Origin of the sequence: Armatimonas sp., assembly GCF_031410135.1 — a bacterium.
GTDB lineage: Bacteria > Armatimonadota > Armatimonadia > Armatimonadales > Armatimonadaceae > Armatimonas.
The window spans coordinates 1-13,303 of the sequence record NZ_JANNYP010000589.1 but is presented as its reverse complement, the minus strand read 5'-3'; the positions used below and the strand labels follow the sequence as shown (position 1 = coordinate 13,303).

The window sequence follows — 13,303 nt, the reverse complement described above, 5'->3', positions numbered from 1 at the left end:
AATTTGGATCGGTTCGGTGGCTTGCTCATCCTCAATCACCTCGACGATCTCGTGCCAGAAAGGGTGATAGTTTTGGCGTTCCGAAACAGTTAAACCAACTTGCTCACTCCACCGAGCATAGATTGTTTTGAAGGTATCAGGAATCTTGGGTCTGTATAGCTCGCAAACAACCTGATCATGAATTCGGCTCAGTGCGTACAAGTTCTCCAAACCATCGTCTGTTACATAATCTGTGCCTTCGTATTGATAGGCTTCCAGAGGTTTCAAAAGCTCCGCTGTGGGCTTTGCTACCTTTTCTAACATGCTCAGAACAGTTCGATCTTCAACCTCGCGTTCCTGATAGACTACTTTTTTATAAATATCACGGAAACAAACAAATGCATCCATCATTTACTTCTCCCCTCTTTCCAATCCTGTCTCCCAGGATTGGAAAGAGGGAAAAGCGGAGCGCAGAGAGGAGGGCAAACCTACCCCTTCACCGCGCCGCTGGTGAGGCCGGAGATGAACTCTTTCTGGAGCACTAAGAACAAGACGATCACGGGGAGCACCATGACGAATGTTCCGGCCATCATCATCCCGTACTTCTGGCTGTAGAGGCCCACCAGGCTGGAGAGGGCGATGGGGAGCGTGTGGTGCTGGGGGTTCTGGAGCATCATAGACGGCCACAAAAGGCTGTTCCAGCTTCCCATAAACGTCAGCAGGCAGAACGCGCCGGTCATGGGGCGCACGATCGGCATGATGATATTCCAGTAGATCCCAAACTCCGAGCAGCCATCAATGCGCGCGGCGTTCATCAGCTCGTCGGGCACCGCGAGGATAGCCTGGCGGAACAAAAAGATGCCAAAAACATTGCCCGCCGAGCCGATCAGCATTCCTAAGTAGGTATCCACCAGGCCGAGCTGGTACATGAGCTGGTAGCCGGGGCCGAGCGTGACAGCACCCGGAATGAAGACCGTCAGGAGCTGGATTCCCATCAGAACCTTCTTGCCCTTGAACTCGTACTTGGCTAGCGCGAAGCCCGCCAGCGAGCAGAAAAAGAGCTGCAGAATCACGCCCGAGCAGGCCAGAAAGAGTGAGTTGAAGAGCGAGCGGATGTAGTTAGGACTTTTAAGCTCCCAGAGGTCTTTGTAGTTCTCCAGGGTCGGGTGCGAGGCCCAGAGATACTGTGAGAACATCTCACCCGAGGGGCGTAGCGTCGACGAAAACAGCTCCCACATGGGGATGAGCGCTGAGAAAGCTGCGATGGTCAGAAGGACGTAGGTAAGGATCCTGCCGAGGAGTTTCATGGGTTATGCGTCCTTCTTTGCGGTGCCCGAGAGCCAGATCTGAAGGGCAGCAATGGCGGCCAGCATCACCGCCAATGTCCAACCGACCGCTGAGGCGTAGCCCAGGTCACCGGAGAGCAGGCCGTTGTTGAATAAGTACATGATGATCGTCAGGCCACGGTTGTCCGGGCCACCGCCGCCCAGTAGGGTGCGAGGAAGCTCGTAGAGCTGGAAGCTCCCGACCGTCATGGTGACTAGCACAAAGGCCATCACGGGCGCAATGGCAGGCAGAGTCACGGCGCGGAAGCGCTGCACGCCATTGGCACCGTCCACCATCGCGGCCTCAATCAGCTCCTGATCCACGTTCTGGAGCGCGGCCAGAAAGTAGATCATGTTGTAGCCGATACTCATCCAGGCCGTCACGACGACCAGTGCAGGAAGGACATTATTTGGCTCCGAGAGCCACTTCTGGTCCAGCCACTGCGGCCCCAGAATCGCGGCCAGCCCGATATTGACCAGACCAAACTTCGCCTGCAAAAGCACGCCAAAGAGCACGCCCACCGCCACCTGGCCCATCAGGTTGGGAGCGAAGACGGCCAAGCGCCAGAGCTTGACTCCCTTGATCCACTTTTGCGAGAGCAGCAGCGCAAGCCCCAGCGACATCGGGAGCTGAATCGCCACAGAAAGCACCGCAAAGAGCGCTGTATTTCCAACGGCTTTGCGAAAATCCAGGTCGCCCCAGAGAAACTGGTAGTTACCCAGCCCCACGAACTTGGCATCTTTTGGCCCACTGGTTGCGTAGAGCGAGTAGGTCAGGCTCTTGAGATACGGGTAGGCCGAGAAGATACAGAATGTCACCACAAAGGGCAGGACAAACAGATACGGTGCAAGCTTCTGTTGCTTCTTAAAAAAGGTAGAGCTCTCTCTCAAAAGGGGTTCCTCGCCATTTGCTTTCGGACTTCGTCGGCGCGGGATTTTACGGTGTTGCGGACGAACGCATCCCAGCCTGCATCCTCGCCATTTTTGTTGTAGTACTCTACGCACTGGATCAGTGCCTGGCCCAGCTTGCCTTTTCCCAGCTCCACAAAGGCGCTGGCGTACTGCGGGGGAACCTGCGGCGCAAGCGCGGCGTAGTCCCGTCCGATCTTCTGACCGGCGTAGTAGGGGTACTCTTTGTCAAAGGCGGGCTGGCTCCAGGCCGAGGGCACGGGGGGCAGGATATTGGTGTCGGCGTAGCGCTCGGCGAGGTCTTTCTCATTGAGGTAGAGGAACTTGGCAAAGTCCCAGGCGAGGTCTTTATTCTTACACGCCTTGGTGATTCCAAGCATGGTTCCGCCCCAGGTGCTCGTGCGACGGCCTCCAGGCTTGATGGCGGGCATGGGCATCAGGCCCATCTTCCCCGACATTTTCGCCACATCTTTCTCGTGGTTCTTGCTGCGCCAGTCCGGGGTGACAACGCTCAGAAAGTACCCACTCTCTAGCGCCTGGGTCATCACTTGTCCAAACGAGCTGGAGAGGGCATTGCCAATCTGGCGCTTGCTGTTTTTCGCGACCAGTGGCACATACCACTTCATGGTCTCGATTCCCGTCTCGTTGTCGAAGATCACTTTCCCATCGGGGTCGAAATAGCCGCCATCGCGCTGGAAGAGGCAGAGCTCCAGCTGCGAGATGCCGGTGTCAGACATCTCTAAAATATACTGCGTGCCGGGCTGCTTGGCTCGAATGCCCGCCTCGATAAACTTCTCCCAGGTGTCGAGCTGCGCGGGGTCAAGGCCCAGCGCCTTGAACTTCTCACGGTTGTAGGCCAGCATCACCGGGTGCACATCGTGGGGTAGCCCAAAGATACTGCCCCGGTTGGTGTAGGGCGCAAACCGGCTGGCGACAATCTTCTTATCGAGCCCCTCAGATTTGAGGCGATCCGTGATGTCTAAAAAGCCGATGTGCTCTTTTGGCCCCCGGAAGAACGACCCTGCTGCGCTGATCTCGATCTCCACCATGTCTGGGACATCCAGATCTGCTTGAAAGGCCGCCCGGAGCCGCTGGTTGAGCCCTTGACCATCTACCAGCTGCAGGTCAACGCTCACGCCTGGGTGCTCTTCCAGAAACTTCGGGAGTGCCTTCTGGTAGGCTTCATAGTGCGGACGTGCAAACGTCCAGTAGGTCAGGGTCGCCCGCTTTGGCTTTTTCGCCTGATCTTTAGCGAGAAAAAGCCCCGAAACAACCGCCAGGCAAAGAATCGCCAGCGGGGCGGGGCCGTAAGGAAATGCACGCATTGTCCGGTATTATACCAACCAATGGTCTATCTTGATGGCAACTCGCTGGGGCTTCTCACGGATGAGGCAGAGCAGGCGGTTTTACGGACGCTTTCCGAGTGGCGGGAGCTTGCCATTCATGGCTGGACGGAGGGGACGCACCCGTGGCTGTTTTTGGCGGAGCGGACGGGAGCGCAGCTGGCGCGGCTGATCGGTGCGGAGGCGAAAAGTGTGGTGGCGATGGGCTCGATCACGGTCAATCTCCATCAGCTTCTGGCAACGCTCTATGATGGCAAAGGGAAAGTGCTGATCGAGCACGGCGCGTTCCCGACGGATCGCTATGCCCTCCAGAGCCATCTCAAGCTACGCGGAGTCTCGGAGGGGCTTGTTGCCGTCGCGCCAGACGAAGCCGAGATTGAGGTTGCCTTTGCCACGGGAGAGTTTTCCTGTGCGGTTCTGCCATCGGTGGTCTACACAACAGGCCAGCTCTTAGACATGCCGCGCCTGACCGAGTCCGCCAGGCGGCACGGAGTTGTCTTGCTCTGGGATCTGGCGCACTCGATTGGTATTGTCCCGCACCAGCTTGATGCCTGGGGTTGCGACGCAGCGTTTTGGTGTGGCTACAAGTGGCTCTCCGCCGGGCCTGGCAGTGTCGGTGGGCTCTATCTCAACGCTCGCCACCACGAGAAAACGCCCGGACTCCAGGGCTGGTTTGGGAGCCGCAAAGACGCACTTTTCGCAGGCGACGACACGCTCCAGTCCGCCGAGGGAGCCGCACGACTCCAGCTGGGCACCTCGCACATTCTCTCCCTTGCCCCGCTAGAAGCCACGGTAAAGGCGCTCGCGGACTACGGCATTGAGCGCTTGCGGCAAGAGTCGTTGGCTCTCACCGCACTTCTGCGCACCGAGGCCGAAAACGCAGGCTTTACCGTCGTGACGCCGCGTGACGCCGCCCGACGTGGCGGCCATATCGCGATCCAGCACCCCCACGCCGCCGCACTCTGCCGGGCGCTCCGTCAGCACCAGATCATCCCCGACCACCGCCCGCCTGATCTCATCCGCTTTGCCCCACACCCGCTCTATACCACCGAAGCGGACTGCAAAACTGCCATCACGACTCTCAAAATGCTCACTGAACAAGAGACACTTGAGATCGAAGCCAGCCTGATTCCGTAATCCCTAACTCAGGCCAAGCCTCTTTCACGAATCGTTCTGCCGCCCCATGGAATGAGGCGTCTAGGTAGCCTGCGGCTGCGAAGCCCGTGTCGGGCTACCAAGTCTACAGCCCGGCACGGGCTTTGCGGCGCTTGCGCCACTGCAGACGCCCCGTTCACGGGGCGGCGTCGGGCTGGATGAGAAAGTGTGCCTGGTCAATGTCTATGGGAATCTCGCGGTACTGGCTACGTAGCCTTGCCAGAGCCGCATTGGCGATGTAGAAACCATCGTCGGCGCTGTGTGAGAGAGACTTGTTGTCTTTTTGATCCTGTAGCCAGCTCAGAGTCGGGCTGGCAAGCTCCTCTTTGTTCTTTTGACCGGCGATCTGGCGAATGGTGCCGACCGTTTTCTCCAGAATGCTTCCGATAGCGCTTTTCGTGTTGGTGAGCCCGGTGCGGTAGCTCTGAGACAGCTCCTGGCAAGCACTTGGCACGGGCTGTTTGTCGAATACCTCGACGGTCGCGCCCCAGCCCTTGACCACGGGGCTGACTCTCTCCTCGAAGCGCCTAGCAACGGCCAGCTCGGGTGGCCCTTGGATCGGGGGAGCATCTTCGGAGAGCAAGTCAGCGTAGGCAGCCGTGGTGGCGAGCGGCGCGAGGGAGAATATCTGGTTGAGCTGCATCCGGTGGCGCTCACTCTCAAACCACTTGAGCCAGCGCAGGTAAGCGATCACGTCGGCAGGCATGGGCTGGCGCATACCGCTGAAGAGTCCGCCTCCTGTCCCTGTTGGTTTGCCAGGGGCGGAGAGAAGGCCACCAGGATTGCTGGCGCGGGCCAGCAGAAAGCCAGAGCAGCCCACGACGGCGACAAGAGAAAACAGTGCGACAAAACTCTGGCGGCGACGATTGGGAGGCGTGGGAGTGGCCCCCCCCGTCAATATTGGGGGAGCCAATGTTACAGATGGTGGTGGAGGTGTACTCCGACGGGGTACGGGCGTCATTCCACAGACCGTACAGGCCGACGAGGGTGAGGATTTTCGGGCTCCACAGCCGCCACAACGTAAACTCATAACATCTTTCCTTGGGGTATAGGACGTACAACTCTAGCACTTGGTTGCGGCCTCAAGTGAGGAACTTTTGTCGAGTTTTGTCAGTATTGAGGCAAATGGCAAGGAAAAATCAGCCTAAGAAACGACGCTTGTGGATCGGAGCAAGCATTCTCGTGGTTGTTTTGGTGGCAGGAGCGATTGCCAAGGCACGCTTTGTAGGAGATCTGCACTTTCGCTCTGGAGAGGCGGTGGATGCGCCACACCCTCAGGCGACCTGGCCCTGGCCGAACGCGACCAAAGAGACCCTCTGGCCTGGTGTCACCCACTGGCAGCAGGTCTCGTCGCACGATGCCACGCGTCTGGAGTTCTTTGAGTTCGATCTGACGGCCAATCCCAAGCTCCGACTGGAGATCTACGACCAAGACGAAGACGATGCGACTCCGTTTGACAATAAAGCCAAAATCTACGAGCGAGGTGTGGCGCAGGTCGTGTCGCACTTGGAGAAGAAGGGGCGGGGTACGGTTCTGCTGGCCTGCAACGGGCTCTACTATGGCTACGATAGCAGCGGGCCAAGCGGGACGGCTTGGCATGTCTCGCCGGTAATGCTTGCGGGGAAGTCCCACTACGCCAACGGGGAGAACCACCGCTGGACCTTTGGGGTTCGCAATACTGAGAGTGGGCCGGTCTTTACGCACTTGCGGCGCCCGGACACGGCGACCATCGAGAAGACCTTTGAGTTTTCGTCGGGGGCGGCCCACTGCCTGGTGCTAGAGGGCAAGCCCTACGGTCTCGCGCCGCTTCCCAAAACACCAGGGCTCCAGGCCGATGGGAAGCCCTACACCGAGCTGGGCAAGAACTTTGAGTGGATGCGTACCAGCCGCATCGCATTTGGCTGGACGAAAGACTCAAAGCGCCTCTATCTGTTGCTGGTGAAAGAGCCCGATGAAGAGGCAATAAGCAACTGGGCGGTTGAGTATGGCATCCCGCTCGGGGGTGGCTGGACCTTCACCGACCTACAGAACTTCTGGCTCAAGCTGGGGGTCTGGGGCGCGATCAATAGCGATGGGGGCGATGTCGATCAGCTGGTCTACCGCCAGCCGAGCGGCAACTATTTTCTGATTCCGCCCATGGGAACCTTTGCCTCTTCCCAGAGCTACTCCCCGAGCTTTACGGGCGCGCCCCACGCAGGCTCGCTCATGTACTGGGTTATCCGCGAACAAAAATAACCCTCTTCCCGTGAGCTTGCGAACAAGCGGGGAAGAGGGTCGGCGAAGCCGGGGAGATGGCCGAAGAGCCTACTCGACGCGCACCCGATCACTGGCGCTCCGCCCGAAGGTCTCGGGGGCGTACATCTCCTCGGCCTTGGCGGGCGGGGCGATAAACGTCCCAGGGGTCGTGGCCCGGCAGATGTAGCTGTACTCGTAGGCACCTTCCCAGAGATAGGAGCTAAACGCCTCCGCTCGCTCGTCGCGCAGGTTCTGGTGCTCATACCAGTGCCACCACGACCAGTAGTAGGGGAAGCGGCCAAAGCCTCCGCGCCCGGCGATCTGTGGGGAGGCCGTGTTGGCCGAGATCTCCGTGCCGCGTAGCTCGGGGTTGAGAGCCTCGAAACCGGCGGGCATCGGGTCGGTGAGGGCAACGTGGTAGCGGCGGGTAGTTGCTACCATCGTGACTTTGACCCGAACTTTGGCTCCGGCTTTGACCACCCAGGTGCCGTCGGCGTCGCGCTTGACATCCGAGGGATTGTCTATCGCTTCGTAGACACGGTTCACGGAGAAGCCGTAGTCGGCGGCAGGCAGCTGGAGACTCTTGGGAGCGTAGCGCATGCCGATTCGGTAGTAGAGTCGCCCTGCGCCCTGCTTGTCAATCGTCAGCGGCTGCATCCCTGGCTTCTCGGTGAGAGTCGCCATGGGGATCTTGGTCGCGATCCGATCCGTCGTGCGGCCCTTAAACGTGCCCTCCCCGGCGAATTTCTCTCCCAGCCAGAGCCTTGCCACAAAGTCGGGGGTGACGCCCTCGAACTTGCGGAAGTAGCGGTCGAGCGCCAGTAAGATAAACGCGTTTTCCTGCGTGTTGCCCCACGCGCCGCGCTTGCGGCCATCGAGCAGGCCGCGCACCAGCTTCGGAATCAAATCACTCTGCGGCTGGTCGGCGATCAGGGCATCCAGGACGATTCCATCGGCGCGGCGATCCGAAGAAAGAACCAGATAGGCACCGTCGCTGTAGGAGAACGTGTAGTGCGCCGCGCCCGCCGTCTCCGTGGCCTTGTTGTCCAGCCAGCGCCGGACATTGGCCAGGTCGGGGTCGCCTGCTAAAACATTGAGCAGCCAGCCGATGGTCTCCGGGCCGTGCTCGTCGAGTGGTGCGGAAGCCAGGAGGGCTTTCGCCTTCACCTTGTCCGAGTCGCCTGCTAAATGCCGGACGTAGAGGGCGTAGGCGGTGATCATCCGGCGGCAGCGTGGCGAATAAAATTCCTCAAACTTGGTCGCGATGGCTTTTGCATAGGCCAGTGAGCGCTTGTAGGTCTGGTCAGGGACGGCGAAGCCTTTCTGCTTGGCGCGAACCAGCGCATGGGCGACATGGACTCCCAGATAGGGCCAGGGGCGCTCGTTGCGTGCCCAGAAGCCAAAGCTCCCATCGGGGTTTTGTAGCTCGCCTAGGCGCGCCAGATCGCGTGCCATCGCGGCGTTCAGCTCGCTCTCCTTGGGCATTCCTGTGGCTTTAAACGCACTGAGCACGTCTTTTAGCGCCGCTGTGGTGAGCACGCGCGAGCTAATCTGCTCGGCGCAGCCGTAGGGGTAGCTGGCGAGGTAGATATAGGCATCGGTCAGCTCTTGGAGCGCCGTGGACGACGTGGTGATCTCTAGCTCCCCAAACGCGGGGTTGGCATCGCTGGGTGCACGTACGGGCTGCACAATCGCGCCCTTGTCCACCACGCCATAGGTCGCGAAGGCTTCCGTGGTTGCGGGAGTCCAGACGGGTAGGGAAACTTCTGCCGAATCAGCAAAAGTTCCCCCACTTGTGGGGGCGGAGGGGGCCACGGCGGCGAACTGGAATCGTGCGGTGCCGGGCTTGGCGGACTCGGTGGGGAAGCGGACTTCCACACGATCATTGGCGGGAATCTGCACGCGCCGTCCACGACCGTCGGTGAGCGTGGCGTTGGTCGCACGCACGGCAACGTCCACGGTCATGGGCGCGTCGGTTTGGTTTTGCAGCACGACGGGAAGCTCGAACTTATCCCCAACATTGAGGAAACGCGGCGCAGACGGGCGGGCCATGAGCGGCAGGCGTGCCGTCAGCGATGCCTCACCACTCCCGCCTTTGTCGGCACCCGCCACCGCCACCGCCACAATTCGGTAGCGCGTCAGGTTGTCCGGTAGCTTCACGCTCACCCGCGCCGTGCCATCGGAGTCCGTGACGACACTCGGCGAGAAATGCGCCAGCGGATCGAAGTTGGTACGCACCGCGATGGCAGGCTCGGGGGCTTCGGGAGCACCTGGCTTCTCGTCGGCTAAGGTTCTGGTCTTCATCGGCTTGGCAACCATCCCCGACATGGGCGCGGAGGAAGGAGCAGTCTTAGACTCCATAGCCAGGCCATCCGCCATCATGCCGCCGCCGAAGCCGCCGCCGCCGCCCGGTGCACCGCTGCGTCTTCCGCCCAGCATCATGCCGTTTTTTGCGACTTCCACACCACTGGCATTTGTTACTTTAAGCGGGTCTTCGAGCTTGACATAGCTGCGCAGGTGCCAGTCGCTCACACCGCTGCCACGGCGGGGATGAAACGCGGCGACGAGATCGCCCATGCTCCAGCCTGCCAGGGCGTGGACGGACTCATCCACGACGGCCACCGCCACTTCGCCGCCGACAATGGGCTTGCCGTTGCTGTCTTTCACGCTGACGTAGACCTCGGTCTCGCTGCCAGGCGCTAGTGCCGCGGCTTTGGGGCTCGCAACCACGGTGAGTTTTTTGCTGGCCGTGGAGATAGAGAGATCCAGCTCGCCACTTGCAAATGCGGGGCGCTTGGCGAGTTTAGTGAGCGCCTTGCCGTCGTCGTCGGTGCGGGCAGCGGCTCCGACCAGCTCGATGTGGGCGTGGATATTGGGAAGATACGCCTCCTGGATCGGAATCTTGACGGTGTGCGTCGGGCCATTAACATTGAAGCGCTCGGTCTGGATCACGCCGTTGCGACGCAGGGTCAGCACGCCCTCGGCAGGAAAGAACGGGGCCTGGACAAGAATCTCGGCGGTCTGACCCGGCGTGTACTCTTTCGCGCTTGGGATCAGGGTCACTTGCTCTTGCGCCAGATCACGGCGGGGGCTGGGCTTGCCGCCCGCCACCCAGAGGGTTAGCTCGCTCTCGTTGGGGCGCTCTTTACTGTCGCGCACCGTGGCTTTAATTTTCCACTGTCCGCCTGCCGGAGCGCCCAGCTGGGTCTCCACGGCCTCTTTGCTGGAGCGAACCGTCCACTCGCGGATGTCTTTCTCCACAAGCTGGTAGCGCCCCTTGCTCCACTCGTACTCCTGGCGAGCGGCGCGGAGCTGAATCTCCTGGCCCGGCTCGGCCTTGCCGTCAATGTCGCAGGCCAGTGCCTCCAGCACCAGCGGCTTGCCTTGCGCCACAAAAGTCGTCTTGCTGCGGAGCCCGACATAACGCGCCGAGGGATGAATGAGAAGCGAGGTGCTGGTTGCCAGCGCCTGACGGTTGACATCCTGGATCACCGCTTGGGCACTCACCGAGTAGGGCTGTGCGGGTTTGACGCCGTCAAAGTCCAGATGCAGGCGGTGCACACCCATCGGGTCGGTAACGCCTGAGAAATTCTGTGTCAGATTGGCTTGGCGCACTCCACGACCAAAGCCCCCTCTGCCCCCACGAAAGCTGATGCCGTCCTCGAAGCCGCCGCCATAGCTCCACCAGGGAGTCCATTTTCCGAACGTAAACTCGCTACGGCCTGGCGGGGTGTAGCTACTAGGTGAGGCGTTGACGGTCCACGTGGTCTGTGCGCCGGGGAGTGGGCCACCCGCGTAGTAGGCGGCTTTGGCCGAGAGGTCAGCCCCTTTTGGGTCAGCAATAACATGCGGCCCCGCGCTCTCGCTCTTGGCCGAGACCTCAAACTCCGGGCGGCGGAACTCCTGCACATTAAAGCTGTGGTTCATCGCGCCACCCGCTCCAACGAACATTAAGCTCGTCTGCCCGAGGTTGATGGTCTTGGGAAGCTCAAAGGCCACATCAAAGCCCCCCCAGGCATTGAGCTTGGCCTGACCTTTGCTCACTTCATTACCCCGACTGTCTTTGAGCTGCCAGGTCAGAGGAGCGCTTGCTGGAAGGGTTAGCGCGGCGAGCTTAGAACCAGGCAACTGACGCACCCAGCCCTTGACATGCACTTTCTCACCGGGTTTGTAGAGCTGACGATCGTCCCAGACAAACCAGAGCGACTGCGTCCCGCGCCCTTGCTTGCGCCAGCTACTCTCGTCCCAGCGCCAGAACCGCGACGGCAGAAAGGCGCTTTCGTTGCCACGCTTGGCGACCAGCATCGTGCCCGGCTTGTCCATCAGCGCCAGCTTCACCAGGCCATCCTTGCCCGTCTTCGCGCTCTGACCACTGCCGACCATACTGACTTCTGCACCGCTGATCGGCTTACCGGTCGTCAGCTCCGTAGCCAGCGCGTAGAGATCGTCGCCATCGGCAAAGGCCGTCAGACCGATTTTTGTGGGCTGAACCCAGGCCGCGCCGCGCGGGGGCTCGTCGTACTGGTTGCGTTTTTTCCAGCCGTTTGCCTCCCACCAGATGAGCGTGCTGCCATTTTTGGGGAGCGCGAGATCGTTTTCGTGGAGCGTGTCGTCGGCACCTGTGAGCGCTACATCCTGCTCCTTGATCAGCTTGCCGGGAGGCGTCGCGCCCTTGCGCCGCTCCTCCCAGTTGCTCTGCCACGTGCGCCAGGCATCCCAATCGGCACTGCTCACGCTGTAGAGCTTGACCTTGACACTGGGGACGTTCACGCTAGAGAAGACTGTGCGAGGAGCCGCTGCGGGGTCAGGCACCAGTAAGATCTGCGAGGGGCCAGAGAGCTGCTGCTCGGCGGCACCGACGGTAAAGACGGCGGGCTCCATGCCCTCTAAGTTCTGTCCGTAGCTATCCTTGAGCTTGGGCGAGACGGTCACTTTATAGGTCGTGCGGGCTTTCTTGAGGCCGTACAGCTGAAGGTACTCGCCGCTTGTCGTAATCTGCAAGCCCGGAGTCGCTGGGGAAACCGTGACCCAGGCGGGATCAAATACCTCGACATCAAGAGGGTTGGTGAAGCGGAGCGACCAGCCCGCGCTTGGGGGGACACTCTGGTCACGCTTGGGGGATTGCTCAATGAGCTTTAGGGGGCCGTAGGTGCGAAACCAGAAGCTCTGCGCTGATTCCGTGACGCGTGTGCCTTCCGCACTCGGGGTTCCGGGGCCGACCTGCACCGTGATCTGCGTATCGCCGGGTAGCATTCCCACGGGCTTGAGGGCGAGCCAGGGCTCGGGTGTCTCGCTCTTGCCGACGGCTTTCTCGAGCTCGCTCTGGCTGGCACGCTGGACACTGACCGGTTTGTCGCCCGCGAGCACACGCACGGTCTTGAGCACGGCATCGGGGTCTATTTTCTGGTCAAAGCTCAGCCAGATCAGCGGGTCACGGCGCTGACCGACACTGCCATTGTAGGGGCCATAGCTCAGCAAGCGAACCGCAGGCGTTTTGAACGTAAAGTTCTGTGCTCTCTCTAGCACACCGCCCGTCACCGACTTCGTGCCCGCCGGGAGGCTCACCGAGAACTCGGTCGCCATCGGGAGGCGCTTACCAGAGCCTGCGTCGAAGATCAGGGTCTGAGTGCCTAGCCAGCGCCACTTGCCTGGCACCTCGGGGCTGAGCGTGACAGGCACACGTGCGGCGGCATCTTCCTGACCCGTGACCGCGACCATCGGCTGCGAGAACGTCAGGCTGACGCGATCTGCCAGCGGAACTTCTCCCTCGGGCTGGAAGCGCCGTAGAGTGAGTGTGCCGGACTCGACGACCGGAGCGGTGGCTTGCGTGGGTTTTGGAGGGAACTCTGCCGTGATCGTCTGACCGGCACGCGGCGCGGGCAGCGATGCCTCACGGAGCGCGAAGTCTTTCTCATCATCGGGCTGCGTGGCAATGGCCTTCACGCGTGCCAGGATCTTATCGGCATCCGCATCCGAGAGTTTTTGGGCAGGCGTAATCGGCAGGCGCTCTGCGGGGCTCTCACCCCCGGTAAGCTTTCCTGCGGAGAGCCGGAAGCGCAGTCCCTCGACATCCTCTCCTGCTTCAGCGGCGCTTACTACCTCGCCGCCTCGTAGGTACGTCGCGCCCGCAACTCCCGCCAAAGCAAGTACCCCTAGCAGTGCTCCATATTTCCGTTGCTTCGTCATCTCCCTGTACTCCCCATAATTTGTATTATAGCTCATGGTTCGCTCATTTTTTGTGGCGGTAAAACAGATTGCTCCACCAGGCGAATGTACACCTCTGGCAAAGAATCCAGCAGTTTAAGAATACGTTGTTGCAAAAGGTTTAAGGCAGTCACATGACGCAAAACTTGACCC

The 13,303-nt window shown here is 60.5% G+C and carries 7 protein-coding genes and 1 pseudogene; 2 read left to right on the top strand and 6 right to left on the bottom strand.

All coding sequences use genetic code 11. From position 1 onward, the window contains the following. The 4 genes and pseudogenes from RMO15_RS21640 to RMO15_RS21625 all read right to left on the bottom strand — a co-directional run. A pseudogene (locus RMO15_RS21640) lies at positions 1 to 390 on the bottom strand (hypothetical protein); the annotation flags it as partial. A gap of 77 nt (positions 391 to 467) precedes the next feature. Further along, the gene (locus RMO15_RS21635; RefSeq protein ID WP_309717022.1) at positions 468 to 1,286 is read right to left on the bottom strand and encodes a carbohydrate ABC transporter permease; all 819 of its coding nucleotides are present in this window, start codon (positions 1,284 to 1,286) and stop codon (positions 468 to 470) included. 3 nt (positions 1,287 to 1,289) lie between these two features. Beyond that, positions 1,290 to 2,195, bottom strand: coding sequence for a sugar ABC transporter permease (locus RMO15_RS21630; protein WP_309717019.1), 906 nt, complete (start codon positions 2,193 to 2,195; stop codon positions 1,290 to 1,292). Then, a complete protein-coding gene (locus RMO15_RS21625) occupies positions 2,192 to 3,538 on the bottom strand; it encodes an extracellular solute-binding protein (protein WP_309717016.1) in 1,347 nt (448 codons plus the stop codon). Before RMO15_RS21625 ends, RMO15_RS21630 begins: the two co-directional genes overlap by 4 nt. 21 nt (positions 3,539 to 3,559) lie before the next feature. Between RMO15_RS21625 and kynU the strand changes: the two genes are divergently transcribed. Beyond that, complete coding sequence (gene kynU, locus RMO15_RS21620; protein WP_309717013.1) at positions 3,560 to 4,693, top strand: kynureninase; 1,134 nt, start codon at positions 3,560 to 3,562, stop codon at positions 4,691 to 4,693. A gap of 154 nt (positions 4,694 to 4,847) precedes the next feature. Here the strand turns inward: kynU and RMO15_RS21615 are convergent, their stop codons facing one another. Then, positions 4,848 to 5,741 carry a hypothetical protein gene (locus RMO15_RS21615; RefSeq protein ID WP_309717010.1) on the bottom strand — a complete coding sequence of 298 codons (894 nt, stop codon included), beginning with the start codon at positions 5,739 to 5,741 and terminating at the stop codon, positions 4,848 to 4,850. A 95-nt stretch (positions 5,742 to 5,836) separates the two neighbouring features. On the opposite strand from RMO15_RS21615, the gene RMO15_RS21610 reads away from it, so the two are divergent. Further along, positions 5,837 to 6,946 (top strand): phosphodiester glycosidase family protein, encoded by a 1,110-nt coding sequence (locus RMO15_RS21610; protein ID WP_309717006.1) that lies wholly within the window; start codon positions 5,837 to 5,839, stop codon positions 6,944 to 6,946. Positions 6,947 to 7,015: 69 nt separating this feature from the next. On the opposite strand, the gene RMO15_RS21605 is transcribed toward RMO15_RS21610, so the two are convergent. Continuing rightward, complete coding sequence (locus RMO15_RS21605; RefSeq protein WP_309717003.1) at positions 7,016 to 13,132, bottom strand: alpha-2-macroglobulin family protein; 6,117 nt, start codon at positions 13,130 to 13,132, stop codon at positions 7,016 to 7,018. Positions 13,133 to 13,303 lie beyond the last annotated feature (171 nt).

Bases quoted from the DNA above. Each gene is read 5' to 3' on its own strand.
- RMO15_RS21635 (WP_309717022.1), bottom strand. From the start codon at position 1,286: ATGAAACTCCTCGGCAGGATCCTTACCTACGTCCTTCTGACCATCGCA.
- RMO15_RS21625 (WP_309717016.1), bottom strand. From the start codon at position 3,538: ATGCGTGCATTTCCTTACGGCCCCGCCCCGCTGGCGATTCTTTGCCTG.
- kynU (WP_309717013.1), top strand. From the start codon at position 3,560: ATGGTCTATCTTGATGGCAACTCGCTGGGGCTTCTCACGGATGAGGCA.
- RMO15_RS21615 (WP_309717010.1), bottom strand. From the start codon at position 5,741: ATGAGTTTACGTTGTGGCGGCTGTGGAGCCCGAAAATCCTCACCCTCG.
- RMO15_RS21610 (WP_309717006.1), top strand. From the start codon at position 5,837: ATGGCAAGGAAAAATCAGCCTAAGAAACGACGCTTGTGGATCGGAGCA.
- RMO15_RS21605 (WP_309717003.1), bottom strand. From the start codon at position 13,132: ATGACGAAGCAACGGAAATATGGAGCACTGCTAGGGGTACTTGCTTTG.